This window comes from Nocardioides rubriscoriae, assembly GCF_008087085.1.
Lineage (GTDB): Bacteria > Actinomycetota > Actinomycetes > Propionibacteriales > Nocardioidaceae > Nocardioides > Nocardioides rubriscoriae.
Genome location: NZ_VIYJ01000002.1, coordinates 646,646 through 671,252, shown reverse-complemented (window position 1 = coordinate 671,252; position 24,607 = coordinate 646,646). Strand labels below are relative to the sequence as shown.

The 24,607-nt window shown below is 72.6% G+C and carries 27 protein-coding genes; 17 read left to right on the top strand and 10 right to left on the bottom strand.

Going from position 1 to position 24,607, the window contains the following annotated elements; translation table 11 throughout:
- Positions 1–461: 461 nt before the first annotated feature.
- Positions 462–887 carry a hypothetical protein gene (locus tag FZC61_RS06570; protein ID WP_148613299.1) on the top strand — a complete coding sequence of 142 codons (426 nt, stop codon included), beginning with the start codon at positions 462–464 and terminating at the stop codon, positions 885–887.
- A gap of 140 nt (positions 888–1,027) precedes the next feature.
- Here the strand turns inward: FZC61_RS06570 and FZC61_RS06565 are convergent, their stop codons facing one another.
- Both FZC61_RS06565 and FZC61_RS06560 read right to left on the bottom strand, forming a co-directional pair.
- On the bottom strand, positions 1,028–2,344 hold the full coding sequence (locus FZC61_RS06565; RefSeq protein ID WP_170285999.1) for an HNH endonuclease signature motif containing protein: 1,317 nt from the start codon (positions 2,342–2,344) through the stop codon (positions 1,028–1,030).
- Between the two features lie 193 nt (positions 2,345–2,537).
- Positions 2,538–3,782: an oxidoreductase gene (locus FZC61_RS06560; protein WP_211357118.1), complete on the bottom strand. Its 1,245-nt coding sequence runs from the start codon at positions 3,780–3,782 to the stop codon at positions 2,538–2,540.
- A 194-nt stretch (positions 3,783–3,976) separates the two neighbouring features.
- On the opposite strand from FZC61_RS06560, the gene FZC61_RS06555 reads away from it, so the two are divergent.
- The 4 genes from FZC61_RS06555 to FZC61_RS06540 are packed head-to-tail and all read left to right on the top strand — an operon-like array spanning position 3,977 to position 7,528.
- Positions 3,977–5,092, top strand: coding sequence for an ABC transporter substrate-binding protein (locus FZC61_RS06555; RefSeq protein ID WP_148613296.1), 1,116 nt, complete (start codon positions 3,977–3,979; stop codon positions 5,090–5,092).
- Entirely contained in the window at positions 5,089–5,943 is an 855-nt protein-coding gene (locus tag FZC61_RS06550) for an ABC transporter ATP-binding protein (RefSeq protein WP_246142564.1), read from the top strand. The genes FZC61_RS06555 and FZC61_RS06550 overlap by 4 nt, the downstream gene beginning before the upstream one ends.
- Entirely contained in the window at positions 5,943–6,743 is an 801-nt protein-coding gene (locus FZC61_RS06545; RefSeq protein WP_148613295.1) for an ABC transporter permease, read from the top strand. Before FZC61_RS06550 ends, FZC61_RS06545 begins: the two co-directional genes overlap by 1 nt.
- Positions 6,740–7,528: an ABC transporter permease gene (locus tag FZC61_RS06540; RefSeq protein WP_211357117.1), complete on the top strand. Its 789-nt coding sequence runs from the start codon at positions 6,740–6,742 to the stop codon at positions 7,526–7,528. The genes FZC61_RS06545 and FZC61_RS06540 overlap by 4 nt, the downstream gene beginning before the upstream one ends.
- Before the next feature lie 23 nt (positions 7,529–7,551).
- Here the strand turns inward: FZC61_RS06540 and FZC61_RS06535 are convergent, their stop codons facing one another.
- Positions 7,552–8,016 (bottom strand): lysyl oxidase family protein, encoded by a 465-nt coding sequence (locus FZC61_RS06535; RefSeq protein WP_170285998.1) that lies wholly within the window; start codon positions 8,014–8,016, stop codon positions 7,552–7,554.
- Between the two features lie 39 nt (positions 8,017–8,055).
- Positions 8,056–9,237, bottom strand: coding sequence for a hypothetical protein (locus tag FZC61_RS06530; RefSeq protein WP_148613292.1), 1,182 nt, complete (start codon positions 9,235–9,237; stop codon positions 8,056–8,058).
- 206 nt (positions 9,238–9,443) lie between these two features.
- Between FZC61_RS06530 and FZC61_RS06525 the strand changes: the two genes are divergently transcribed.
- Together FZC61_RS06525 and FZC61_RS06520 are read left to right on the top strand one after the other, a co-directional pair.
- On the top strand, positions 9,444–9,923 hold the full coding sequence (locus FZC61_RS06525) for a type II toxin-antitoxin system PemK/MazF family toxin (RefSeq protein ID WP_148613291.1): 480 nt from the start codon (positions 9,444–9,446) through the stop codon (positions 9,921–9,923).
- Positions 9,924–9,990: 67 nt separating this feature from the next.
- Positions 9,991–10,800, top strand: coding sequence for a CPBP family intramembrane glutamic endopeptidase (locus tag FZC61_RS06520; RefSeq protein ID WP_148613290.1), 810 nt, complete (start codon positions 9,991–9,993; stop codon positions 10,798–10,800).
- Here FZC61_RS06520 and FZC61_RS06515 read toward each other — a convergent pair.
- The 6 genes from FZC61_RS06515 to FZC61_RS06490 are packed head-to-tail and all read right to left on the bottom strand — an operon-like array spanning position 10,686 to position 16,064.
- Positions 10,686–12,506: a metallophosphoesterase family protein gene (locus FZC61_RS06515; RefSeq protein WP_148613289.1), complete on the bottom strand. Its 1,821-nt coding sequence runs from the start codon at positions 12,504–12,506 to the stop codon at positions 10,686–10,688. The two genes, FZC61_RS06520 and FZC61_RS06515, sit on opposite strands and share 115 nt — an antisense overlap.
- Positions 12,507–12,555: 49 nt before the next feature.
- Positions 12,556–13,284 carry an enoyl-CoA hydratase gene (locus tag FZC61_RS06510; protein WP_148613288.1) on the bottom strand — a complete coding sequence of 243 codons (729 nt, stop codon included), beginning with the start codon at positions 13,282–13,284 and terminating at the stop codon, positions 12,556–12,558.
- Positions 13,281–13,592: a DUF1330 domain-containing protein gene (locus tag FZC61_RS06505; RefSeq protein ID WP_148613287.1), complete on the bottom strand. Its 312-nt coding sequence runs from the start codon at positions 13,590–13,592 to the stop codon at positions 13,281–13,283. The genes FZC61_RS06510 and FZC61_RS06505 overlap by 4 nt, the downstream gene beginning before the upstream one ends.
- Positions 13,593–13,596: 4 nt before the next feature.
- On the bottom strand, positions 13,597–14,589 hold the full coding sequence (locus FZC61_RS06500; protein ID WP_148613286.1) for an SGNH hydrolase domain-containing protein: 993 nt from the start codon (positions 14,587–14,589) through the stop codon (positions 13,597–13,599).
- Positions 14,590–14,611: 22 nt separating this feature from the next.
- Positions 14,612–14,989 (bottom strand): nuclear transport factor 2 family protein, encoded by a 378-nt coding sequence (locus FZC61_RS06495; protein ID WP_148613285.1) that lies wholly within the window; start codon positions 14,987–14,989, stop codon positions 14,612–14,614.
- A gap of 49 nt (positions 14,990–15,038) precedes the next feature.
- Positions 15,039–16,064, bottom strand: coding sequence for an SGNH hydrolase domain-containing protein (locus FZC61_RS06490; RefSeq protein WP_148613284.1), 1,026 nt, complete (start codon positions 16,062–16,064; stop codon positions 15,039–15,041).
- 47 nt (positions 16,065–16,111) lie between these two features.
- Between FZC61_RS06490 and FZC61_RS06485 the strand changes: the two genes are divergently transcribed.
- The 10 genes from FZC61_RS06485 to ftsR all read left to right on the top strand — a co-directional run bounded on the left by FZC61_RS06485 (position 16,112) and on the right by ftsR (position 24,575).
- Entirely contained in the window at positions 16,112–16,894 is a 783-nt protein-coding gene (locus FZC61_RS06485) for a spermidine synthase (protein WP_246142563.1), read from the top strand.
- Between the two features lie 415 nt (positions 16,895–17,309).
- Positions 17,310–18,734 (top strand): hemolysin family protein, encoded by a 1,425-nt coding sequence (locus FZC61_RS06480; protein ID WP_148613283.1) that lies wholly within the window; start codon positions 17,310–17,312, stop codon positions 18,732–18,734.
- Positions 18,731–19,783 (top strand): hemolysin family protein, encoded by a 1,053-nt coding sequence (locus FZC61_RS06475; protein ID WP_148613282.1) that lies wholly within the window; start codon positions 18,731–18,733, stop codon positions 19,781–19,783. Before FZC61_RS06480 ends, FZC61_RS06475 begins: the two co-directional genes overlap by 4 nt.
- Positions 19,784–19,852: 69 nt before the next feature.
- A complete protein-coding gene (gene clsA, locus FZC61_RS06470) occupies positions 19,853–20,497 on the top strand; it encodes a cardiolipin synthase ClsA (protein WP_211357116.1) in 645 nt (214 codons plus the stop codon).
- A gap of 233 nt (positions 20,498–20,730) precedes the next feature.
- Positions 20,731–21,438 carry a DUF881 domain-containing protein gene (locus FZC61_RS06465; RefSeq protein ID WP_148613281.1) on the top strand — a complete coding sequence of 236 codons (708 nt, stop codon included), beginning with the start codon at positions 20,731–20,733 and terminating at the stop codon, positions 21,436–21,438.
- A complete protein-coding gene (locus FZC61_RS06460) occupies positions 21,435–21,767 on the top strand; it encodes a small basic family protein (protein ID WP_148613280.1) in 333 nt (110 codons plus the stop codon). The genes FZC61_RS06465 and FZC61_RS06460 overlap by 4 nt, the downstream gene beginning before the upstream one ends.
- Positions 21,768–21,780: 13 nt before the next feature.
- The gene (locus FZC61_RS06455) at positions 21,781–22,506 is read left to right on the top strand and encodes a DUF881 domain-containing protein (RefSeq protein ID WP_148613279.1); all 726 of its coding nucleotides are present in this window, start codon (positions 21,781–21,783) and stop codon (positions 22,504–22,506) included.
- 94 nt (positions 22,507–22,600) lie between these two features.
- Entirely contained in the window at positions 22,601–22,987 is a 387-nt protein-coding gene (gene gcvH, locus FZC61_RS06450) for a glycine cleavage system protein GcvH (protein WP_148613278.1), read from the top strand.
- Positions 22,988–23,206: 219 nt separating this feature from the next.
- Entirely contained in the window at positions 23,207–23,737 is a 531-nt protein-coding gene (locus FZC61_RS06445) for an FHA domain-containing protein (RefSeq protein ID WP_148613277.1), read from the top strand.
- 10 nt (positions 23,738–23,747) lie between these two features.
- Entirely contained in the window at positions 23,748–24,575 is an 828-nt protein-coding gene (ftsR, locus tag FZC61_RS06440; protein WP_425465809.1) for a transcriptional regulator FtsR, read from the top strand.
- The last annotated feature ends 32 nt before the right edge of the window (positions 24,576–24,607 follow it).

Sequence of the window (24,607 nt, the reverse complement as noted above, 5' to 3'; positions counted from 1 at the left end):
GTATGCGGGCGGAACGACCCCGTGTCGCACCACGTGTGCTGACCGCAGCTCGACTGCCTTGGCGGCGCTCCGCCCGCACCCACAACAAACGCGGGTCCCCACCCCTGCTTGTTCAGCAGGCTCCTAGGCCCGAACCTCGAGACTCGGTGTGTGGCGCTGCCAGGCGGTGTCCGACGGTGGAGGAATGTCGGCGTATGGCGCGGGCGATCCTGCGCTAACGACGTGTGCACAGGCTCGAGAAGTCAGCCCCGAACGTTCGTGCCACCAGGTGGCACGAACCTTCGGGGCTTGTTCAGGTGCTCATCCACCCGACGCCGTCGCCGTTGAGGATCAGGCGAGGATCGCGTGCACCAGGTTCACGCGAACCTCGCTTGATACGTCGGAGGTCGAACCGCCCGACTCTGCCGAGAGTCGGGCGCCTGCTCAGCGGGGCTCTGCCCGGCGGGTGCGACGATGGCGGAATGGGGACCACCGCTTTTAGAGAGGCTGCGGGTCTGGACAACGAACTGAGTCGTTGGCTGCACTGCCAGGAATCCCTGCTTGTCGAGATGGCTCTGACGCATCACGGCTATGCAGTGAGACTTGCGTTCAACCTGACTTGGGCCTCGGAAGGTGTCCTTCGTCCCGACCTCGATACACGCGAGCAGCGTCTAATCATTGAGATGCACGGCGTCCAGCGGCTCCATATGGAGGGCGCGCTGTCGCCAGCGATGCTTGACCACCCTGAGGCCATCAACTGGGGCCTCTCCGAGGTGGCACAGCTGCGCGCTGAGACGTGCCTGGCTGGAATCCAACTCCAGGTGCTCTGGGAGAACGAACGAAGCATCGTCATCGACGCTCAGTCGGCAAGCGTCACGGAGCCCGAGGACGCACTTCCCCAATCCTGATCGCCCGGCCATGCCGCGGAGAGCGCGCTCGTGCCGACGATCGGGTACACCTCCCCACGGTGGTTGAGTCCGCGACGCGACGCGGCGCGACCCGAGCTCGGTGAGGATCGGTCCCACTCAGCCACGCTGGGCGGCCGTTCCTAGACCCGCCGCGGGCGGTGTCGGATCCACTCCTCGGGTGGTGGATCGCCTCGACGTCGTGGCGGTGGTCGGAACTCGGGTCGCCCGTCGACCGGGGAGAGACGCACCTCCCACGGGCTGTGGTGGATCACGCGGTGGTGCGCCCCGCAGAGCATCACCAGGTTGTCGAGCGCGGTCGCGCCGCCGTCGGCCCAGTGCCGGACGTGGTGGCCGTGGCACATGACCGGCGGACGGCTGCAGCCCGGGAAGGCGCAGTGTCGGTCGCGGGCGATCAGCGCGAGCCAGAGGGCCATGGTCACGAGGCGGTGGGTGCGGCCGACGTCGAGGACCTGGCCCTCGGTGCCGAGGCAGACCGGAAGGATGTCGGCGTCGCACGCGAGGCGGCGTACGGCGGACACCGAGAGCGTCAGACCGTCTTCGGTGGTGCCGGCCGTGCCGGTGCCGTGGCGCAGGTCGTCGAGGTCGATGAGGACGCCGACCCGGGGCCGCGCGCCGTGGCTCGCGGGCTGGAGGTCGGTGTCGAGGGAGTGCTGGGCCAGGCCGACGAGGGCGTCCCACATCCGGGCGCCGTGGTCGCGCGGGTCGACGTGGTCGGGCTCGTCGGGCTGCTCGGGGTCGACGGCCGGGGAGGGCTTGGTCAGCGGGATCAGGGCCGCCCTGAGGATCGCGGCGTCCTCGACCGACCCACGGCCCTTGATGCGGACGCCGCCGGCTCCGTCGTCGGTGACGGCGAAGAAGCGCTTCAGGTGGGCGGCGCGCTCCTCACGGTCGAGCTCGGCCTCGGCCTTGCGCTCGGCCCGGTCGGGGTCGACCACGTCGGCCAGGTGGCGGGCCGCCTTGCGCAGGTCGGTCGCGTCGAGCCGGGTCGCCTCGGCCAGGAGCGTCTGCTCGGCCTGCGCGCGCAGCGCCGGACCGGGCGGCAGGTCCTCGACCGCGTCGCAGACGATGCCGGCCTGGCGCGGAGAGACCTCGCCGGCAGCCAGCGCCTCGAACGTCGCGGACCGCTCGGAGGTGAGTGCCCGCGCGTGGACCACGGCCTTGCGCGCCTCGCCGACCGTGAGGCCGGCGAGGTGGGCGTACCACTCGTGGGTCGAGGCCCAGGACAGCTGCCGACGGGGGATCTCCCGGTGGTCGACCTCGGTGAGCAGCTGGGCTCGGAGCGCCGCGGCCTGCGCCGTGAGCGCCTCGAGGGCCTGCAGCCCGTCGACGAGGTCCTCGTGGCCCACGCCGGCCCACAGCCGCTCCCGCAGCTCGCCGAGCTGCGACCCGGCGGTCGCGAGGACCGCCGCGGGCGAGAGGGTGCACGGGGAGAGCATCTGACTGGCCTGTTTCGATCGAACCCTGCCCGGGGACCCACCCCCGGGACGACGAGGACCGCGATGCCAGCGCGCCATGCTTGGCGAGCTCCGGAGCACACCCGGAGGACTACTGCATCTGAGGCTGATCATCTCAGCCGTGCTGCTGTATTAGAGCACATGTTCGACTGATGGGTCAAGGCCTCGTGCCTGCTCAGCCCGGCGTGCTCGCCACCAGCCGGGCCCGCCGCCGCCGGGCCGAGAGTCCTCGTCCCAGCTCGCCGGCCACGAACCGCGTCGCGGCGACGGCGGCGTTGAGGCCCGGCTTGACCTCGAGGCCCGCGCCCATCCGTCCGATCTGGGCCTCGTACCACTCCGACTCGCCGGCGAAGCCGATCGCCGTGGGCAGGGTGTAACGCGGCAGCGTGGTGCCGGGTGCGCCCGCGAGCAGCTTGGCGGGGAGGTCGGGGTCGATGGCCACCGGCCGGCCGAGGCCGATCAGGTCCACCCCGCCGTCGGCGAGCAGGGCCTCCATCACCGAGCGGGTACGGATGCCGCCGGTGAGCATGACCGGTACGTCGCCGGCCGCTGCACGGGCGCGGCGGGCGAACGCCGCGAAGTAAGCCTCCTTGGCGCTCGCGCCCGAGCCGAGCTCGGCCACCTCGCCGAAGAGCGCCGGGCTCTCGTAGGTCCCGCCGGAGATCTCGATCAGGTCGACGCCCTCGGCGACGAGCAGCCGGATCACCTGCTCGGCGTCGTCCTCGGTGAAGCCGCCGTGACGGAAGTCGGAGGAGTTGAGCTTGACCGCCACGGTGAAGCCGGGGCCGGTGCGGGTGCGGGCGGCCCGGACCGACTCGACGAGGGCGCGGGAGCGACCCGTGACGTCGCCGCCCCAGCGGTCGGTGCGTTGGTTGACGTGGGGGGACAGGAACTGCGCGAGCAGGTAGCCGTGGGCCGCGTGCACCTGGACGCCGTCGAGCCCGGCGTCCTGGCACAGCGCGGCAGCGGCACCGAACGCCGCGACGATCTTCTCGATCTCTACCGCCTCGAGGGCCCGGGGCCGGGCGAACATCCCCATCATCGGGACCGCCGCGGCGGCGCTGGGTGCGACCGGGGTCGAGGCCAGGAAGCGGTTGGTCTGACGGCCCGGGTGGTTGAGCTGAGCGATGACGGGGGAGGGCCGGGCCGCCTCGCGCACCCGACGCAGGCGGGCGACGTCGAGGTGGGCGTCGGCCACGATGTTGCGGCTGCGCTCGAGGTAGCGGCGGTCGACCATCAGGTTGCCGGTGACCAGCAGTCCACCGGCGGCGCCCTGCGCCCAGCGGCGGTAGAGGGCCTCGTGTCGTGTCGTGGGCTGGTTGTCGGCGTCCGAGAGGTTCTCGGTCATGGCCGCCTTCACGATGCGGTGCGGCAGCACCAGCCCGCTCGGCAGGGTCAGCGGGGACTCGAGCAGCGTCACGTGCACTCCTGGATCACGCGGCCGATGCTTCCACACCACGCGGCCGACGGGCGGACCGTCCACGGCCGCCCCGAGACGGACGTAATCCCCCCGAAATGCGCGGATCACGACCCGGGAACCTCCGGCTCCTACGTTTCGCGGGACCGCACGGTCGAGCTCGGCGACCAGCACCACCCGCGCCCAGGAGGCACCGCATGACCACGAACCCCCGCAGGCCCCGTCCCTCCCGAAACGGGGCCCACCACTGGGCCCGACGCTGGCAGGCGGCCACCGCGCTCGTGGCCGCCACCCTGCTCCTCGCTGCCTGTGGCGACGACGGCGGCGACGGCGGCGGCAACGCCTCGGCTGCCGGCAGCGGCGCGGACGGCGACGGGTTCGGCAGCATCGCGGTGCAGCTGTCGTGGATCAAGAACGCCGAGTTCGCCGGCGAGTTCATGGCCGACGACAAGGGCTACTTCGCCGACGCCGGGTTCGACGGGGTCGACCTGCTGTCCGGTCCGGTCGCGACCGAGGAGCTCGTCGCCACGGGCAAGGCCGACTTCGGGCTGAGCAACGCGATCTCGACCGGCGCGGCAGTGGCCAACTCGGACTTCCCGCTCAAGATCATCGGCACGACGTACCAGAAGAACCCCTTCTCGATCCTCTCGCTGGCCGACGGCGGCAACATCGCGACCCCGCAGGACCTGATCGGCAAGAAGATCGGTGTCCAGGACCCCAACCTCAGCCTGTTCAACGCGCTGCTCGCGGCCAACGGCATCGACCCCGACGACGTCGAGGTCGTGCCCAACGGCTTCGACATCGCCCCGCTCGAGGACGGCCAGATCGACGGGCTCGTCGCCTACGTGACCAACGAGTCCCTGCTCGTGAAGGGCGACGGCTTCGACACCGTCGACCTCGGCTTCGCCGACAACGGCCTGCCCTTCGTGGCCGAGAGCGTCATCGCCACCGACGACACCATCAAGAACGAGCCCGACATGGTCAAGGCGTTCCTCAAGGCCGAGATCCAGGGCTGGAACGACGCGTGCGCCGACCCGGAGGCCGGTGCCGAGCTCGCGGTGGAGAAGTACGGCGTCGACATCGACCCGCCGCTGGAGCTGGACAAGGAGGTCGCCCAGGCCGAGCAGCAGTGCGACCTGCTGGTCAACACCGACGAGACCGCGGCCAACGGTCTGTTCACCATCAGCGACGACCTCGTCCAGGCCAACCTGGACTCGCTGGCCGCCGCCCAGATCGACCTCGAGGCCGACGACCTCTTCGACCTCAGCCTGCTCGCCGAGGTCTACGAGGAGAACCCCGAGCTCAAGCCGTGACCCCGAAGGCCCCGGCAGCCGAGGCACCCGACCTGGCAGGCCTGGCACCGACCGACACCGAGCTCAGCGGCACCGGCCTGCACGTCCAGGACCTGTCCAAGACGTTCACGGTCGGCCGGCAGCAGGTGGTCGCGCCCGAGGGCGCGACCCTGCACACGGACAAGGGTGCGTTCCTCTCGCTGCTGGGGCCCTCGGGCTGCGGCAAGTCCACGATCCTGCGGATCCTCGCGGGGCTGGAGACCGCGACGAGCGGCGAGGCCCGGGTCGACGGCAAGACGCCCGCCGAGCTGCGTCGCGACCACCGGCTCGGCATCGCGTTCCAGGACTCGGCGCTGCTGCCCTGGCGGTCGGTGGAGTCCAACATCCGCCTGCCCTTCCAGGTCTCGGGCACCAAGCCCGACGACGCTCTGGTCCGCGAGCTCATCACGCTCGTTGGCCTCGAGGGCTTCGAGAAGGCCCGACCGGCGCAGCTGTCGGGCGGCATGCGTCAGCGCGTGTCGATCGCCCGCTCGCTGGTGGTCAAGCCGTCGGTGCTGCTGCTGGACGAGCCCTTCGGGGCGCTCGACGACATGACGCGCCAACGTCTCAACCTCGAGCTGCTGCGCATCTGGACCGAGAAGCCGGCGACCACGCTGATGGTCACCCACGGCATCTCCGAGGCGATCTTCCTGTCCGACCAGGTCGCGGTGATGAGCGCCCGCCCCGGGCGGGTCAAGGAGGTCATCACCGTCGACCTGCCACGCCCGCGCACCCCCGAGATGATGCGCACCCCGGAGTTCCACGCGCTGCACGACCACGCCTCCGAGCTGCTGTTCGGCGACCCCGGTACGGCGACGGGGACCGACCCCTGATGCGTCGACCGACCCTGTCGGCCGAGCAGCGCCGCACCCTGCTGCTCGGCGTCCTCGGCACCGCCGTGACCCTCGCGGTCTGGTGGGTGTCGGCCGCGACCTGGCTGGCCGGCCACCAGGTCCCGACGCCACCCGACGTGCTCGACGTCTTCCGCGAGCGTGGCCCGTCCTACTACCGCGAGATCTTCTCGGTCACCCTCGGCGAGGCCGTGCGCGGCTACGTCGTCGGCGTCGGGGCCGCCCTCGTGCTCGCCACGCTGGTGCTGCTGGTGCCACGGCTGGAGCCGGTGGTGATGCAGCTCGCCGTGGTGACCTACTGCCTGCCGGTCGTCGTGCTCGCGCCGATCCTCATCATCGTCCACGACCTGCCCGAACCGGGCGGCCACTCGGCCACCGCCGTCGACCTCGCCGCGGTGTCGGTCTTCTTCACGACCGTCGTCGGAGCCGTGCTGGGCTTCCGCTCCGCCGACCCGGCCGCGCTCGACGTGGTCTCGGTCTACGGCGGCGGCAAGCCGCAGCAGTTCTTCCGGGTGCGCCTCGTCTCGGCCCTGCCCGCCCTGTTCACCACGCTGCAGGTCGCCGCCCCGGCGGCCTACCTCGGTGCCCTGCTGGGCGAGTACTTCGACCGGCACCTCGAGGTCGGTGTCGGACCCTCGCTCATCCTCGCCCAGAACAACCGCGAGACGGCGCTGGCCTGGTCCCTCGGCATCGCGTGCGCCGTCGTCGCCGGGGTCGCCTACCTCGCGATCGGGCTGCTCGGCCGGTTCGTGACGCCGTGGTCGAAGGGCGTGGCGAGGTGACGGCGCTCCGGCTGGTCGGTCGCCCGGCGCTCAACCTGGCCTTCGTGCTCGCCGTCGTCGTGGGCCTGTGGGCGCTGCTCCTCCACGTCTCGGACGTCAGCGACCTCGTCGTACGACGCCCTGCCGACGTGTGGGCCTGGCTGGTGACCGACCCCGACGCCGCCGAGAACCGTGCCGACGTGCTCGGGCCGCTGCGCCGGACACTGCTCGACGCCGGTATCGGCTTCGTGGCCGGCCTGGTCGCCGCGACGCTGCTGGCGACCGGGATGGTGCTCTCACGCGGCGTCGAGGCCGCCACGCTGCCCGTCGTCCTCCTGCTGCGCACCGTGCCGCTCGTGGCGCTCGCCCCGATCATCACGCTGATCTTCGGCAACGGGTTCCTCTGCGTCGCGGTGATGAGCGGGATCGTGGTGCTCTTCCCCGCGCTGGTGACCATCGCCTACGGGCTGCGGTCGGTCACCCCGCAGATGCGCGACGTCGTCACGGTCTACGGCGGCTCGACGATCGACGTGCTGCGGCGCGTCGCCTACCCGACAGCGCTCCCGTCGCTGTTCGCCGCGGTACGTATCTCGGTGCCGGGTGCGATCACCGGCGCCCTGATCGCGGAGTACTTCACCACCACCGACAGCGTCGGCAAGGCGGTCAACACCTCGCTCGCGCTCTACCAGTACGACAAGCTCTGGGCCCTGGTCGTCGTGGTGACCCTGGCCTCGATCCTGCTCTACGTGCTGGCGCAGCTGGCCGAGCGGCTGGTGCTGCAGCGGTTCGGGGTGGCCGTCGTCTGAGCCGTGCCAGGAGGAGCCGCGCCCTAGTTGAGTCCGCCGGTCGCCGTGGCGGGGTAGGTCGTGACGGTGTTGCCGGAGATCGAGATCTCCATGGTGGCGGTGTTGTTGGACTCGTCGCCCTCGACGACCGCACCGAGCGCGTCGGCCGTGATGCCCACCCGGTAGCGGCCGTCCGGCAGACCGGTGACGTCGATCGCCTGGTCGGGCAGCGTCAGCGGGTAGGTGTCGCCCCAGCCGCGGCTCAGGCCCTCGATGACCGTCAGCGCCTGGGGAAGACCCTTCCCGCACGACGTGGCGCCGAGGTAGACCGGGCTGGTGGGCACACCCGCGGCGCCGGCGAGGCCGGCCCAGGTGGTGTTGTCCTCCAGGCAGTAGCCGTGCTTCTCGGCACTGCGCAGGTCGGTCCCGCCCAGCGTCTCGATCCAGTAGTCGTCGAAGTCGGTGAAGTGCCAGTGGTTGTGACCGTCGCCGGCGTAGTGGAACTTCACCCCCGGGGAGACCACGGACTGCCGTTCGCCGTTCGGGCGCTAGAAGGTCTGGTACGCCCTCCAGTCGGTCTGGTCGGTCGAGGTGCGGTCGGCGATGACCTCGGCCGGTCCGACACCGACGTTGAGGGTGATCACCGGGAACTTCAGCAGCTTGCGGCCCTGCAGCTGGGGGAAGTCCTGGTTGTACGGGGCGGGGTTCACGATCAGGAAGCAGCTGCCGCCGGTGGCCGTGCTGTCGCCCGTCCCGCACTTGTTGAGGCCCTTGACCCGCAGGTCCGGCAGCAGCGCGTCCGCGGGAGGTGACGCCACCACGTGCACGCAGTCCGCGGCCGTGGCGGGCCGGGTCGACGTCTCGCCCGTGGGCGCCCAGGCGCTCCAGCTGGGGACCCAGGCCGTCCCGTCCCACTGCCACGTGTTGGTCCGCTTCTCGGTCCGCACCTGCACGGTGAGGGTCTGGCAGGTCGCGGTCCCGTCGACCTGTCGGGTCTCGACGACGGGAGCCGGCGGGCTGCCCGGACCGCCACCACCGCCGTTGACGACGACCGTGGCCCCGACCTTCGCGTAGGCGACGAGCCAGGTCCTGGCGGTCCCGTGCCCGGACAGGACGAACCCGCCGGACGGGATCGCCATGTTGCCCACGCCGTTCTCGACCCTGGTCACCAGTCCGCCGACCACGGCCGCCTCGTAGCCGTAGGAGTTGGTGCCGGTGGTGGCGCCGGTCCGGTACAGCACCAGGGCGTTGGTGGTCCGTGGGACGTCGGTGCCGGTCAGGGCCAGCGTCTGGCCGGCGACGGTCACGCTGGCGCCGGTGGGCGGCGGCGGGGGCGGGGGCGGGGGAGCGGTGCCGCCGATGGTCACGGTGGCCCCGACCTTCGCGTTCGTCTGCAGCCAGGTCCTGGCCGTGCCGTGACCCGACAGCACGTAGCCGTTGGCGGGGATGGCCATGTTGCCCACGCCGTTCGCGACGGCGGTGATCTTGCCGCCCACGACCGCAGCCTCGAAGCCGTAGGAGTTGGTGCCGGTGGTGGCGCCCTTGGCAGCGGTGTACTGCACGAGGGCGTTGGCCGAGCGGTAGACGTCGACGCCGGACAGTGGCAGGGACGCACTCCCGATGACCACGTCGTCTCCTGCGACCGCCGCCGACGCGGGGCCGGCCGTGCTGGGCGACAGCGCCGTCAAGGCCGTCAGGGCCAGCACCAGCGCCACGATGAATCTCTTCATCAGGATGCCTCTTCTCCGTCTGATCACGAAGCGGCAGGCCCCGTGGGCAGGACGCCGTCCCGGATCTGTCTGTGCCCCGTCAAGGGGCCACCCTCCCAAGACACGTCGCTGGTCTCGTAGAGGCTCAGTCCACTTGCGCCAGCGCCGCGACGGTGGTAGGCGGCGGGTCCCCAGACGAGCGGTCGGCGCGCGCCTAGGGTGCGTACATGGTGAGGCTGGGTCTGCGCGGATGGGTGGCACGCCGGCGGCGTCCCGGAAGAGCCTCGGCGGAGCCGGCGAACGCCGCCTACCGCGGCGACTACGAGGGGCGCGCCACGATCGAGTACGCCCCTCGGGCCGACGGCGACGCCGACCCCGGCGAGGTGGTGTGGGCCTGGGTGCCGTTCGAGGAGGACCCCACGCAGGGCAAGGACCGCCCTGTGCTGGTGCTCGCCCGCTCGGGCGGCGACCTGCTCGGTCTGATGCTCACGAGCAAGGACCACGACCGCGACCCGCGCCGACCCGACGGCCCCGTCTGGTTCGACATCGGCACGGGTGCGTGGGACCGCCAGGGCCGGCCCAGCGAGGTGCGCCTGGACCGGGTGCTGCGGCTCGCCCCCGGCGACGTACGCCGGGAGGGTGCCGCGCTCGACCGCACGCGGTTCGAGCAGGTCGCCGCGGCCGCCCGCGACACCCTCGGCTGGTAGCCGTCGGCGGCGGGCCGCCCTCCCTCGCGGTGCGACCACCTTGCACGCGGTCCGCATGATGGTCCCCATGACGACGTACGCCGCGGGGGAGCCTCGGTCACCGGCGTCATCGGGGTCACCGTCGCTCCCGAGCCGACGCCTGCTCGTCGTCGAGCTGTTGATCGTGCTGTCGCTGTCGCTGGGCCGCAGCGCGGTCTACTCCGTGGTCTCGCTCATCGCCGCGGCGACTGAGCCGGGCGGCCTGGCCGCCCAGACCACCACCCTCAACGGCACCTACACCCCCGAGCGGCCCCTGCTCGACCTGACCTACCAGCTGCTCGGCATCGTGTTCGCGCTGGCGCCGGTCGCCCTGGCGGGCTACCTCCTGGTCCGCACGGGGTCGGTGCTGCGCGACGTGTGGTTCAAGGGCGCCGGCTGGCGCGACGTGCCGACGGGTGCGTTGATCGCGGCGGGCGTCGGGTCGGTCGGTCTGCTGTTCTACCTCGGGATGCACGCCCTCGGGCTCAACCTCACCGTCGCCGCGTCCGGCCTCGACACCTCGCCGTGGTGGAACGTGCCGGTGCTGGTGCTGCAGGCGGTCAAGAACGCCGTGCTCGAGGAGTTCGTCGTCCTGGGCTACGTGCTGGTCCGGCTGCGCCAGCTCGGCTTCTCCGACATCAGGGCGATCGGGCTCGCCGCGCTCCTGCGTGGCAGCTACCACCTCTACCAGGGGCTCGGCGGCTTCGTCGGCAACCTCGTGATGGGCCTGCTGTTCGGCTGGCTCTACCGGCGCTGGGGCCGGGTCACGCCGCTGGTCGTGACGCACACGCTGCTCGACGTCGGCGCGTTCGTCGGGTACGCCGCCCTGGCCGGGCACGTGTCCTGGCTCCCGACGTAGGCGTCCGCCTGCGGCGCCGCCGTCGCCCGCTCGGGCACAGTGGCCCCGACGTCGACCCGCGGCTCCACGGTCACGGTGCCGTCGGTGTCGAAGCGGTAGAGCTGGTAGCCGGTGACCAGCCGGGAGCCCCGGTCGAGGAACAGCACCGGGAACGACGCCTCCTGCTGCGGGCGCGACCACGGGGTCGAGAAGTTGTTGATCGTGGGGGTGTCCACCGCGCCGCCGGTGGTGTCGAGCTCCATGAGCAGGGTCCAGGTGCCGTCGGAGTTCCAGAGCACCCGGGGGTCGATCGAGCGGTGCCAGTGGCCGTAGAGGACCGCGCCGGCCGGCACGTCGCCCACCCCGTCGTCGTCGGGGTCGGCCGGCGGCCGGGTCAGTGAGGGCACGTGGGACAGCACCAGGGTGTCGACCGAGTCGATGTCGAGGAACGCCTGGGCGGCGTAGGCCTCGTGCACCATGACCAGGCTGGGGCGCTCGTCGGGGTCCGCGTCCGCGGCGACCTCGCGCAGCCGTCGCCCCTGGCCGTCCTGGCCCTCGTCGCCGCGCAGCGCCGTGGCACCGAAGAGCTCGGTGCGTGACGGGTCGCCGTCGCCGAGCACGCGGACCCCGCCGACCTCCTCGACCGACCCGTCGAGCACCGTCATGCCCGCGTCGGACATCTGCTCCTCGCTCACGGCCGACTCGTGGTTGCCGGTGATGGCCGCCACCGGGGCGTCGCCCGCGATCGCCGCCTCGTCGGCGATGCAGGTGCCCTCGGCCGCGGTCCCGTTGGTGGTGAGGTCGCCCGTGACGGCCAGGAGCGACGGGGCGTCCCCGGCCTCGGCCAGCATCGAGAACACCCGCCGCTGCAGGCGGATCATGCTGGTGCTGCAGTGCATGTCCGACTGCATCATCACCGCCACCTCACCGTCGGCCGGGCCCTCGAACAGGTCGGCCTGGTCGTCGAGGCCGGTCTCGGCGACGCTGCGGAACGCCTGCTCGCCGGCCTCCTGCCGGTCCACCAGCGTCTGCGCCTTGGCCAACGCCCCTCCCAGCAGCGCCCGGACGACGGGGCTGTCGGTCGTGGCGCCGTCGGCCAGGGTGCCGTCGAGCGAGGCCAGCTCGTAGGTGCCCGCGGTCGGTCCGCGACCGCCCTCGGAGCCCTGCAGCTGCACCGAGGCCAGGCCGGTGGTCATCCCCAGCACGAGCAGCGCCGCCAGCCCGACGCGCAGGGTGTCGCGGCGTCGGTCGCGGCGCAGCTGCACCGGCAACAGCTCGTGCAGCGCGAACAGCCCCACCCCGCCGACCAGCGCGACCACCGCGGTCGACACCAGCAGCTGGTGGCGCAGCTCGGCCTCGACGAGGTCGACGTACTGCGCGACCGCGGCAGCGGGGTCGTGGAACAGCCCGGCGTAGAGCTCGAGCATCTCGGGCCGCACGTAGTTGGCCAGGTCGCCGTCGCCGGCGCCCGGGTCGCCGGGCCCGTCGACGGTCGCCACGAGACCGATCGGGCCGCGCGACTCGGGCAGGTAGACGGTGCCGGCGATGCCGAGCCGCACCTCGCTGTGACCCTGGGTCGACAGGGTGAACGTCGTCGGCGACGTCCCGATCTTCTCGGTGACCTCGGTGTGGGTGACCGCCCACGAGAAGGCGAGGGGCAGTCCGAGGACCCCGGCGGCCAGCACGCACAGCAGCAGCCGCCGCGACCCCACCAGTACCCGCTCCATCACCCCACGGTACGGGCCCGGTGAGGGCGCCGGGGTCGAACCGATCGGCTCAGCGACCCGTGAACACCGGTGCGCGCTTCTCGGTACGCGCGGTGGCCGCCTCGCGGACGTCCTCGCTGGCCCAGCACACCGCGAACGACGTCTCGGCCGTGGCGTCGTCGGCGCCGTTGAGGACCGCCTTGTTGTGCGCCAGCGACAGCGGTGCGAGAGCGGCGATCTCGTGGGCCCAGGCGAGCGCGTCGTCGAGGGTGCCGGCGCGGTCGGCGAGCCCGCAGGCGAGGGCCTCGTCACGGTCGACGGTCTCGGCGGCGATCATCAGCCGCCGGGCGACGCCGCCCCCCGCGACGTCGGCGAGCCGGCGGATCGTCCAGGCGTCGACGGCCATCCCGTTGCGCGGGGTGGGCACGGCGAACTTCGCGGTCTCGTCGGCGACGCGCAGGTCGCTGGCGAGCGCGAGCTGGGTGCCGGCCCCGATGGCGGGACCGTTGACCGCGGCGATGACCGGCACGGGCAGCGAGGTGAGGCCCTGGGGGCCGTGCAGCATGCCGTAGAGCGCCTGCAGGAAGTCGTCGCCGTAGACGCCGGTCAGGTCGGCGCCGGAGCAGAACGACGTGCCGCCGCCGGTCACGACGAGCACCCGGGCCCCGGCCGCCACCTCGGCACCGGCCGCCGCGGTGATCGCCCGGCACAGCTCGAGGTCGAGGGCGTTGCGACGCTCGGGGCGGCGCAGCTCCAGGACCGAGACGGCCCCGTCCCGGCTGGTGTCGAGCACGCTCATCGGTCGCTGACGGGGGCGGGCGCGATGCCCTCGACGATCCGCATGTCGCGCACGGCGCCGTCGCCGAGCGCCTCGAGCGCCTCCTGGTAGGCGGCGCTGTCGTGGGCCGCCACGGCCGCCTCGGCCGACTCGAACTCGATGAGCACCGTGCGCATGTCGCGCCCGGCCTCGTAGACCGCCGCAGGCGTCGAGCGCGCGAGGAAGGTGCCGCCGGCGCTGGTGAGCGCCGGGAACGCGAGCTCGGCATAGGCCTTGAGCCTGGTCTCGTCGGTGACCTCGAGATAGCTGCTGATCCAGTACGCCGTCATGGCCTCATCGTGCCAGCACGTCGCGGAAGACCGGACGGAAGTAGGCCGCCATGGTCGCGGTCAGCCGCGCGCCGAGGTGGATGTCGTCGTAGAACGTGTTGGCGTCGCCGACGTGGGCGAAGCAGGTCCGCGTGTCGCAGTAGGTGTCGGTGGCGTCGATGAGCCGCGGTCGTCCGGGCAGGACCGACATCAGGTTCGAGCGGATCCAGCGCCGGTTGTCGGCCTCGTCGAGCAGGGCCCGCCGGCGCGGGAGGTCGCACTGGTAGGGCTCGCGCCCGGCGGCGCAGCGGCGCGGATCGAGCGGCACCGTCGCGGCCTGGCCGATCATGTCGACCGGGACGCCGAGGCGACCGATCGCGCGGAACATCGGGCGCGAACGCTCGACACCGAGCCGGGCCATCTGCTCGCGGTAGTCGCTGAGCCCCGACGGCACGCCGGTGCGCTCCTCCTCGCGCACCAGCGCGTAGGCCTGGCGGTAGCCGGACCAGAACCCGCCGATGACGATCCGCACCCGGCTGCGGCGCTGAGTCAGGTCGCGGACGTAGGCCAGCGACCGGACGTTGTGGTCGTCGCAGCCGGTGCGCTGGAAGCCGGAGCTGCGCGGGTAGGGCGTGCTGATCGGGCAGCCGCCGAAGAGAACCGCCGTCAGGTTGATGCGCTGGTGACGGGCCACCTGCCGCAGCGCCGGGAGGTACATCTGGGCGTGCGAGTCACCCCACAGCACCACCATCGGCCGCCCGGGGTAGCGCGTGACGCGGCACGGGCTGGTGATGACGTCGTGGGCGTCGTAGCAGCTCGCGGGCAGCCGCGGGAAGTCGTCGCCGGTGCCCGGGCCGGCGCGTCCGACCGGTGCCGCGGACGATGCCGTGGACGGTGCCGTGGACGGTGCCGTGGACGGTGCCGTGCCGGACGCCGCCTGGGACGGGGATGCCCCGAGCGGGAGCAGCAGCGAGACGACGAGGAGCAGGGGGAGCAGCAGACGAGGAGGGAGGCCCATGATGTCGGGATTTTCGCACGGATCAGGCGATGACGAGGTCGCTGTCGTTCCAGAAGGCGCGCATCGAGGTGATCAGGCCGTCGTCGTCGAAGGTCATGACCTCCAGCGGCGCCATCGTCGAGGTCGCACCGCCGCCGAGGTCGACGACGATCGAGAAGTGGAACGCCGCCTGGCCGGTACACGCGCGCAGCGTCACCAGCTCGGTCGTCTTCGGCAGCGCCTCGATGGTGGCGTAGAAGGCCTCGATCGCCTCGTGGCCCGAGATCGGCGTCGCGCCGACCGGGTCCTCGATGGTGGCGTCGGCCGCGAACAGCGCCCGGACGTCGGCGGCCGTGCCGGTGGCGACGGTGTCGAGGTAGCGCTGCACGCCGGAGGCCACGGCCTCGTTGCTGAGTGTCATGCGCTGTTTCTATAACAGGTTCTAGTTCTGCGCGACACCGGGGGACAGGTCAGCGACGGTGCAGGTCACGTACTGCGGGCTTGAAGAACCTCGCGAGGGCGCGGGTGCGGGTGGCCGACAGGTGCAGGTCGTCGAAGTAGGTCTCGATCGCCCCGATCTTGCCGTGGCAGACCGTCGCGGTGCAGTAGCCGGGGGTGGCGTCGATGAGGCGCGACCGGCCGCGCACCGTGATCTTGTCCTGCTGGTGGTGCAGGTAGCCGACGGTGCGCCGCTCCTCGGGCAGGGCCCGCCAGCGGGGCAGGTCGCAGTTGTACGGCGCGTCGCCGGCCGGGCACGACGGGCGACGCTCGGGCACCGTGGCGGCCTGGCCGATGATGTCGACGTCGACGCCCATCCGCCCCAGCCGCGTGAACAGGTCGGGGGTGCCCTCGTGGGCCAGCCGGATCATGTCGGTGGTGTAGGCGTCGTAACCGGAGGGGACGCCGGTGACCGACTCGAGGTAGACCCGGCGGTAGGCGCGCCGGAAGCCCGACCAGTTGGAGCCGAGGACGACCTTGAACCGGGCCTTCTCGCGCACCAGGGCCTCCACGGTGCGCAGCGCGACGTAGTTGCTGCGACGGCACGCGCCGTCGTGCAGGTCGCGGGTGATGAGCACCGGCGGGCACGAGCCCGCAACGAACGAGACCAGGTTGACGCGCTCGCCCCGCACGGCCTCGCGCAGCGCGGGGATCCACTCGTAGGCGTGCGAGTCGCCCCACAGCAGGATCGTGGGGAGCCGAGGACGGTACTTGTTGAGCGGGCAGGGGAACGGGTCGATGCCCGAGCGGGCCGGCCCGAAGCAGCCCGGGGGCAGCACCGGCGCGTCGTAGCCCGCGAGGTCGCCGCGCGCCTCGAGGCGGGGCGCCGGGGGCGGTGTCGCGGTGCTGTCGCGGGTGCTGTCGCGGGTGGTGTCGCGGGCGGTGTCGCGGCCGCCGGCCGACGCCGGCACGCCGCCGAGCAGGGTGGCGGCGAGCAGGGACGTCAGCACGAGCGCGAGGGCGCGCAGGACGCGAGAACCGAAGAGGGGAGCGCTCATGGTGGGCCTATGGTGTCACAGCGTCGCGCCGTGGGAGAGGGGTTCGGGTGGCGGGTCCCGAGGTGCCCGGTGAGGGCGTGCACGAGGTCGTGCGTCAGGTCGTGCGCGAGGTCGTGCCGACCGAGCACGCCGGCGGGTTCGTGGTGCGCGTCGGCGGTCACGACCAGTCCTACGTCGACCTGGGGGACCCGACGCGCCTGGTCTTCGACTACGTGCGCCGGATGGGCGACGTCGTCGACGCCCTGCCGGCCGGCGCGCTCCGGGTGGTCCACGTGGGCGGGGCCGGCCTCACGCTGCCGCGCTACGTCGCCGCGACGCGACCGGGCACGTCCCAGGTGGTCCTGGAGCCCGACGAGCTGCTCACCGCCCTGGTGCGCGAACGGCTGCCGCTGCCGCGCGGCAGCGGGATCAAGGTGCGTCCGGTCGACGGCGTCAGCGGGGTCGCCGCGCTGCGCGACGACCACGCGCACCTGCTCGTTCTCGACGCCTACGACGACGGCGAGGTGCCCGCCGACCTGCTGACGGCGGCGTTCCTCGGTGACGTCGCCCGCGTCCTGGCCCCCGGCGGACTGGTGCTGGTCAACCTCGCCGACCGGGCGCCGTTCGGCCGGGCGCGCGACGTGGTGGCCCGGCTGCGGGCCGCGGTGGGCCCGGTGGTGCTGAGCGCCGAGCCGGCCACGCTGCGTGGACGTCGCCCCGGCAACCTGCTGCTCGTCGCCGGGACGACCCCGCCCCTGGAAGCGTTACGTCGCAGTGCCGCGACCTCGGCGGCGCCCTACCGCGTCCTGGACCCGCGCCAGGTCAGCGACTCCTTCGGTGGCGGCCGCTGAGCGACGGGGCCGGCTACGACGAGCGGACGCCGTCGAGGCGGAAGAGCAGCCAGATCGACGCGTCGGCCACGCGCTGCACGGCGCTCTCGGCGGTCGCCGCTACGCGGGCGCCGGAGGGACGGCCCGGTCGTGCGGTGGTCGTGCTGGTGGTGGTGCTGGGTGGTGGTGCTCACCGAGGCCTCCCTGGTCTGGTCTCCCGAGAGGTCGGCGCGGTGCCGACCTGGTGCGGTCAGCAAGCCCGGGGCCGGCCGGCGTCAAACTCGGGGAGCCGCGGCCTGCGCGCCGTGGGGGAGCGTGGCGCGATGCCCTAGGCTGGCCCTTCCCTGTACGACGACCCGGAGGCCCAGAACCGCCCGATGGACGGCTCTCAAGATACGTTGCCACTGCCCCCAGCCCCGGCCCAGCAGGCGACTCGATGACCGCGTGGATCCTGCTCGCGGTCGCCCTCGGCCTCATCGTGCTGTGCGGTGTCTTCGTGGCGGCCGAGTTCTCGCTGGTCACCGTCGACCGAGGACAGGTCGACCGGGCCGCCGACGACGGTGACACCGCGGCCGGCGGCGTCCAGGCGGCCCTGCGATCGTTGTCGACGCAGCTGTCCGGCGCCCAGGTCGGCATCACCGTGACCAACCTCGGCATCGGCTACCTCGCCGAGCCCGCGATCTCGCAGCTGGTCCGCGGCCCGCTCGAGGCGGCCGGCCTGGCCGGGGGAGCCGTCGCACCGGTCGCCCTGACCCTCGGCTTCGTCGTCAGCACCGTGCTGACCATGCTCTTCGGCGAGCTGGTGCCCAAGAACCTCGCGATCGCGCTGCCCATGGCGACGGCGCGCTCCACCCAGCTGCCGATGCGGGTCTTCACCGCCACCATGCGCGGCCCGATCCGGGTGCTCAACGGCTCGGCCAACGCGATCGTGCGGCGCCTGGGCATCGAGCCCCAGGAGGAGCTGCGCTCGGCGCGCAGCTCCACCGAGCTCGCCTCGCTGATCCAGCGCTCGGCCGACGAGGGCACGCTCGACGCCGACACGGCCGAGCTGATGGAGCGCTCGGTCGAGTTCGGCACCCGCACCGCCGGCGAGATCATGACCCCGCGGGTCCGCACGCGCAGCCTCGAGGCCAACGACCGTGCCAGTGCCGTGATCGAGCTGACCCGCCACACCGGGCACTCCCGCTTCCCGGTCCTCGACGACGACGACGTGGTGGTCGGCACCGTCCACGTCAAGCACGCCGTGGCGCTGCCGATGCACGAGCGCGCCACCACCAAGGTCAAGCACCTGATGGCCAAGCCGATCGTCGTTCCCGACTCGCTGCGGCTCGACCCGTTGCTGGCCCTGCTGCGCGCCGACGGGTTCCAGATGGCCGTGGTCCTCGACGAGTACGGCGGCCACGCCGGCATCGTCACCCTCGAGGACGTCATCGAGGAGATCGTCGGTGACATCGCCGACGAGCACGACCGGCTCGGTGCGCGCGTTCGGCAGCGCCGTGACGGCAGCTGGTCGGTCTCGGGCCTGCTGCGCCCCGACGAGGTCGAGGACCTCACCGGCATCGAGCTGCCCGAGAGCGAGGACTACGACACCGTCGCCGGCCTGGTGCTGCAGGTGCTCGGCCGGATCCCGACCGTCGGCGACATCGCCGAGGTCGAGGTGCCCGACCGCAGCGACCCCGAGGAGCCCGGGCGCCAGCTCGCGGTGCTGACGGTCGAGCACATGGACGGCCTGCGGGTCGACCGGCTGGCGCTGCGCCTGCACGGGGCCGACCCCGACCCCGCCACCACCGGCGACGACCCGACCGCGCGGCGCGACGCCGCCGCCGGCGACCCGGCCCACGCGAGGGGCGAGCTGTCGTGAGCGACTACGCCGCCCTGCTCGTCGCGGTCCTGCTGCTGGCCTTCAACGCCTTCTTCGTCGGCGCCGAGTTCGCGCTGATCTCGGCCCGGCGCAGCCAGATCGAGCCCCGCGCCCAGGCCGGGTCGCGCATGGCCCGCACGACGCTGCACGCCATGGAGAACGTGTCGGTCATGATGGCCGCCGCCCAGCTCGGCATCACCATCTGCTCGGTCGGCCTGGGTGCCGTCGGCGAGCCGGCCCTGGCCCACCTCATCGAGCCGCTCTTCGAGCGCCTCGGGGTCCCCGAGGGGTTCGTCCACCCGGTCGCCTTCGTGCTGGCCCTGACCGTCGTGGTGTTCCTGCACGTCGTCCTGGGCGAGATGGTGCCCAAGAACATCGCCCTGGCCGGGCCCGAGCGCTCCGCGCTGGTCCTGGGCCCGATGCTCGTCGCCGTCGCGACGCCGCTGCGACCGGTGATCCGCGCGCTCAACGCGATCGCCAACGCCACCCTGCGGCTGCTCAAGGTCGAGCCCCGCGACGAGGTGAGCTCCACCTACACCCGCGAGGAGGTCGCCGCGCTCGTCGAGGAGTCGCGCGGCGAGGGCCTCATCGAGGCCGACGAGTACGACCGGCTCGCCGGTGCCCTCGGCTTCACCGAGAAGTCGGTCGAGCTGGTGTGCCTGCCGTCCGGGAGCCTGACCACCGTGGCCCGCGGGTCGAGCCCCGCCGACGTCGAGGCCCTGTGCGCGAGCACCGGCTTCAGCCGCTTCCCGGTCTCGGCCGACGACGGCGAGCTGCTGGGCTACCTCCACATCAAGGACGTCCTCGAGCCCGACGCTGAGCGCCGCGCGCGGCCCATCGACGACAAGTGGGTCCGCCCGTTCGCGACCGTCACCCAGCAGTCCCCGCTGCACGAGGCCCTCGAGGTGCTCCAGCGCCGCGGGTCCCACATGGCCCGCGTCGTCGACGACGGCGGTCGGACGCTGGGCGTGGCCACGCTCGAGGACGTCATCGAGGAGCTCGTCGGCGAGATCCGCGACGCCGCCCACCTCGAGGAGGGCTCGTCCTGAGCCGGACACGCGGTCCGTCCGCCCCCGCGTTGCCGGGCGCGGAGGGGCGCGCCACTAGGCTCTGTCACCGTGAGTGAGACGGGCGTCGGCGCCGCGAGCGTCCCAGGTCCACGTCCACTCGTGTGGACGGTGCCCAACGCGCTGAGCGCGTTGCGGCTGCTCGGCGTCCCCCTCTTCCTGTGGCTGGTCCTGGGCCCCGAGGCCGACGGCTGGGCGCTCGCCGTGCTCGTCGCCTCCGGGCTGACCGACTTCCTCGACGGCTGGCTGGCGCGCAAGCTCGACCAGCAGTCGGTGGTGGGCCAGATCCTCGACCCGGTCGCGGACCGCCTCTACATCCTGGCCGTGGTCGTGGGGCTCGCGCTGCGCGACATCATCCCGTGGTGGATGGCGGTCTCGCTGCCGCTGCGCGACCTGCTCATGTGGGGCCTGGTGCCGCTGCTGCGCACCCGCGGCTACAGCGCGCTGCCCGTGCACTTCCTGGGCAAGGCCGCGACCTTCAACCTGCTCTACGCCTTCCCGCTGCTGCTGCTGGGCGACGGTGACGGGACCGTCGCGACCCTCGCCGAGGTCTTCGGCTGGGCGTTCGCGATCTGGGGCATCGGGCTCTACTGGTGGGCCGGGATCCTCTACGCCTGGCAGGTGCGCAAGCTGCTGCTGACGACCGAACGGCGCCCCGCCCGGGCCAGTGCCCGGGGCCCGGCCCGCGACGGCTGAGACCGTGACCGTGCCCGACCCCCTGCCCGACCCCGTGCCTGATGCCGTGCCTGATGTCGTGCCCAAGCCCGCGCAGCCCGACCGCGCCCCGGTCCCCGACCGGGTGCGGATGCCGCTGCTGACGCTGATCACCCAGCAGTCGCTCGACGAGGACTACCAGCACGCCGCCGACCGCAAGATCGCCGGCGCACCGCGCCCCCCCGCCGGGTCGACCGGCCCGGGTCGCCGCGCTGGTGGTCCTGGTCTTCGGCCTGCTGGTCGCGACCGCGTTCGTGCAGACCTCGCGCAACGCCGACGTCACCTCGGCCAGCCGGGCGTCGCTGGTCGACCGGATCGAGGCCTCCAGCGCGCGCCGCGCCCGGCAGGAGGAGCGGGTCGTGGCCCTGCGCAGCCGGGTCGCCCAGCTCGAGCGCGGCACCCGGCGCCTCACCGAGGAGCAGCAGACCGACGCGGTCTCCGAGCGCCGGCTGCAGGCCCTCACGGGGTTCGTCCCGGTGCGCGGCGAGGGTGTCCGCGTCACCGTCACGCCGGCCCCCGACGCCGACGAGACCTCCCAAGTCAACGACCAGGACCTCCGGCTGCTGGTCAACGGGCTGTTCGCGGCCGGCGCCGAGGCCGTGGCCGTCAACGGGCAGCGGCTGTCGGCCACCAGCGCCATCCGGACCAGCGGCGACGCGATCGGGGTCAACTTCGTCGGGATCGCCCCGCCGTACGTCGTCGAGGCCATCGGCGACACCCGCACCCTCCCCGCCCGGTTCGTCGACACCTCGACCGGGCAGTCCTTCGCCTCCAACGCCGAGTTCTACGGCTTCACCTACAACGTGGATAGTGTCGACGACCTGCGCCTGCCGGCCGCACCCGCCTCGCGCGAGGTGCTGCGCTCGGCACGGTCGCTGACCCCCGACGAGACGACCGACGACAAGAGAGGGCCGACATCGTGATCGCCGCACTCGGACTGCTCCTAGGAGTCGCGCTCGGGCTCTTCTTCCGCCCCGACGTGCCGCTCAGCGTCGAGCCCTACCTGCCGATCGCCGTCGTGGCGGCCCTCGACGCCGTCTTCGGTGGCCTGCGCGCCTACCTCGACGGCATCTTCGACGACAAGGTCTTCGTCGTCTCGTTCGTCAGCAACGTCGTCATCGCCGCCGGCATCGTCTACCTCGGTGACCGCCTGGGCGTCGGTGGCCAGCTGTCGACCGGCGTGATCGTGGTCCTCGGGATCCGGATCTTCTCCAACGTCGCCGCCATCCGCCGCCACCTCTTCCACGCCTAGGCACGAGACAAAGATGAGCGAGCAGGAGTCCGGTCGGTCACGGCTGCGTCGAGCCCTGGCCCGGCCCTCGCGCAGCCAGGCCGTCGTCGGCGTGCTGCTGGCCGTGGTCGGGTTCGCCGCCGTGACGCAGATCCGCACCAACGAGACCGACTCGACCTACTCCGGACTGCGCGAGCAGGACCTCATCGACGTGCTGGACGGCCTCGCCGGCACCACCCAGCGCACCCAGGCCGAGATCGACCGGCTGACCCGCGAGCGCCAGGACCTGCTGTCCGAGACGACCCGGCGCGAGGCCGCGCTCGACCGCACCAAGCTCGAGGTCGACCGCCTCAGCGTGCTGGCCGGCGCCGTGCCCGTGACCGGGCCGGGCGTCCGGGTCACCATCACCGAGAGGACCGGCGTCGTGTCGGTCGCGACCTTCCTCGACGTGATCCAGGAGCTGCGCTCGGTCGGCGCCGAGGCGATCCAGGTCAACGGCGAGGTCCGGCTGCTGGCCCAGTCGTCGTTCGAGCAGGGCACCGGGGGGATCGTCATCGACGGCACCCTGGTCGAGCCGCCCTACGTCATCGACGCCATCGGCGACCCCGACCCGCTCTCGGGGGCCATGGTGTTCTCGCTCGGGCCGGCCCGGCAGGTGCGCCAGGACGGCGGTGAGCTCACCGTCGAGCAGCTGGCCTCCCTCGACATCGACACCACGGTGAAGCCGACCGACCCGGCGTTCGCCGAGCCTGACCCCTAGGCCGACCCGTGGGCCGCCCCCGCGGCCACGCGGCCCGGTCCACGACCCGCTAACCTCCGAACCGATCCGGACACCGCAGTGATGAGGAGCCCCCGTGTACCCCGAGGACCTGAAGTACACCGTCGAGCACGAGTGGGTGCGCACCCCCGGCGAGCACGAGGGGTCGGTGCGCATCGGCATCACCGACTACGCCCAGGACGCCCTCGGTGACATCGTCTACGTCTCCCTGCCCGAGATCGGCGACACCGTCGAGGCCGGCAGCACCTGCGGCGAGCTCGAGTCGACCAAGTCGGTCAGCGACGTCTACGCGCCGGTCAGCGGCGAGGTCGTGGCCCGCAACGAGGCCCTCGACGCCACGCCCGAGCTGGTCAACAACGACCCCTACGGCGGCGGCTGGCTCTTCGAGATCGTGCCGTCCGCGTCGGGCGAGCTCGACGGCCTGCTCGCCGCCGACGCCTACGTCGCGACGCTCGAGGGCTGAACCGGCGCCGCTCCGCCCGGACCACCGCCCGGGGCACCGACCGGGGCACCGACCGGGGCACCGACCGGGGCACCGACCGGGGCACCGACCGGGGCCAGCGCCCAGGTGCCCCGATCCGGGTCCAGGTCACCCGACAACTGATAGGTTCGACCAACCGTCACCCTCACCTGCGTGGTGAGGGTTGAGGCGACCAGGGTCGAACCGGAGGGAACACGCGCCATGATCTTCTGCACGAGCTGCGGCCGGCAGAATCCGGACGACGCCCGCTTCTGCGCACAGTGCGGCACCCGGCTGCTCAGCCTGGCGCCGTCCACGCCCACGTCGGCCGGTGACCCGGTCGGCGAGTCGACCGCGACCATCCAGATCGGCGTCGGCGTCGACAAGACCGAGACCTCCGACCGGGCGCTCAACCCCGTCGACGCCGCGGCGGTCGACGCGCTGCCCCTGGGGCACGCGCTCCTGGTCGTGCAGAAGGGCCCCGGTTCCGGCAGCCGGTTCCTCCTCGACGCCGACGAGGTCCACGCCGGGCGCCACCCCGACAGCGAGATCTTCCTCGACGACGTCACGGTCTCGCGCCACCACGCGGTGTTCCACCGCGACGGCGAGACCTTCACCGTGAGTGACGCCGGCAGCCTCAACGGCACCTACGTCAACCGCGACCGCATCGAGAAGGTGCGGCTCAAGGACAGCGACGAGGTCCAGATCGGCAAGTACCGCCTGGTGTTCTTCGCCGGCCACGAGGCCTCCTGAGGTCTGGGACGTGGCCCGTGCACTCCCGGGTGCCGACCCGGACGACCCGTCCACCCGACCTGCCGTCGATCACCGAGCCGACCACCAGTCCGACCACCGGGCCGACCACCGGGCCGACCACCGGGCCGACGGCTCCCGGATGAACATCGGGCAGGTCCTCGACCTGCTGCGTCCCGACTTCCCGGCGATCTCGATCCCCAAGATCCGCTACTGGGAGGAGGAGGGGCTGATCCGCCCCGAGCGGACCCCGTCGGGCTACCGCAAGTTCAGCACCGCCGACGTCGAGCGCCTGCGCTACGCGCTGACGATGCAGCGCGACCACTACCTGCCGCTGAAGGTGATCGCCGAGCACCTCGACGCCATCGACCGGGGCCTCGAGCCGCCGCCGATCGAGCCGGTCGTCCCCGTGGTGCCCCAGGTGGCGCTCTCGGGCGACGGGACGCCGTCGGCCGCGTCCTACGCCCGGCGCGACCAGCTGCGCCTGTCGCGCCGCGAGCTGGTCAAGATCGCCGAGATCACCGACGAGCTGCTCGAGCAGCTCGAGCAGTTCGGGCTGATCGTGCCGCGCACCGGCACCGGCCACTACGACACCGACGCACTGGTCATCGCCCGCACCGCACGCGAGCTGGCCGACTTCGGCCTGGAGCCGCGTCACCTGCGGGCCTTCCGCGCCGCGGCCGACCGTGAGGTGGGCCTCGTCCAGCAGGTCGTCGCCCCGTTGCGCGGTGCCCGCGACGCGGGCGCGCGGGCCCGGGCCGACGAGGTCGTCCACGAGGTCGCCGCCTTGTCGGTGCGCCTGCACGCCACCCTGGTCAAGGCCGGGCTCAAGCGCTCCTGACACGGGGCTGACCGTGGCGCTGCCGGTCTGCC

Excerpts from the sequence above, each read along its gene's own strand:
- FZC61_RS06520 (WP_148613290.1), top strand. The coding sequence starts at position 9,991 with ATGACGACGTACGCCGCGGGGGAGCCTCGGTCACCGGCGTCATCGGGG.
- FZC61_RS06530 (WP_148613292.1), bottom strand. The coding sequence starts at position 9,237 with ATGAAGAGATTCATCGTGGCGCTGGTGCTGGCCCTGACGGCCTTGACG.
- FZC61_RS06570 (WP_148613299.1), top strand. The coding sequence starts at position 462 with ATGGGGACCACCGCTTTTAGAGAGGCTGCGGGTCTGGACAACGAACTG.
- FZC61_RS06565 (WP_170285999.1), bottom strand. The coding sequence starts at position 2,344 with ATGCTCTCCCCGTGCACCCTCTCGCCCGCGGCGGTCCTCGCGACCGCC.
- FZC61_RS06445 (WP_148613277.1), top strand. The coding sequence starts at position 23,207 with ATGATCTTCTGCACGAGCTGCGGCCGGCAGAATCCGGACGACGCCCGC.
- FZC61_RS06505 (WP_148613287.1), bottom strand. The coding sequence starts at position 13,592 with ATGACGGCGTACTGGATCAGCAGCTATCTCGAGGTCACCGACGAGACC.
- FZC61_RS06480 (WP_148613283.1), top strand. The coding sequence starts at position 17,310 with ATGACCGCGTGGATCCTGCTCGCGGTCGCCCTCGGCCTCATCGTGCTG.
- FZC61_RS06555 (WP_148613296.1), top strand. The coding sequence starts at position 3,977 with ATGACCACGAACCCCCGCAGGCCCCGTCCCTCCCGAAACGGGGCCCAC.
- FZC61_RS06455 (WP_148613279.1), top strand. The coding sequence starts at position 21,781 with ATGAGCGAGCAGGAGTCCGGTCGGTCACGGCTGCGTCGAGCCCTGGCC.
- FZC61_RS06510 (WP_148613288.1), bottom strand. The coding sequence starts at position 13,284 with ATGAGCGTGCTCGACACCAGCCGGGACGGGGCCGTCTCGGTCCTGGAG.
- FZC61_RS06490 (WP_148613284.1), bottom strand. The coding sequence starts at position 16,064 with ATGAGCGCTCCCCTCTTCGGTTCTCGCGTCCTGCGCGCCCTCGCGCTC.
- FZC61_RS06495 (WP_148613285.1), bottom strand. The coding sequence starts at position 14,989 with ATGACACTCAGCAACGAGGCCGTGGCCTCCGGCGTGCAGCGCTACCTC.
- FZC61_RS06545 (WP_148613295.1), top strand. The coding sequence starts at position 5,943 with ATGCGTCGACCGACCCTGTCGGCCGAGCAGCGCCGCACCCTGCTGCTC.
- FZC61_RS06500 (WP_148613286.1), bottom strand. The coding sequence starts at position 14,589 with ATGGGCCTCCCTCCTCGTCTGCTGCTCCCCCTGCTCCTCGTCGTCTCG.
- FZC61_RS06525 (WP_148613291.1), top strand. The coding sequence starts at position 9,444 with ATGGTGAGGCTGGGTCTGCGCGGATGGGTGGCACGCCGGCGGCGTCCC.
- FZC61_RS06515 (WP_148613289.1), bottom strand. The coding sequence starts at position 12,506 with ATGGAGCGGGTACTGGTGGGGTCGCGGCGGCTGCTGCTGTGCGTGCTG.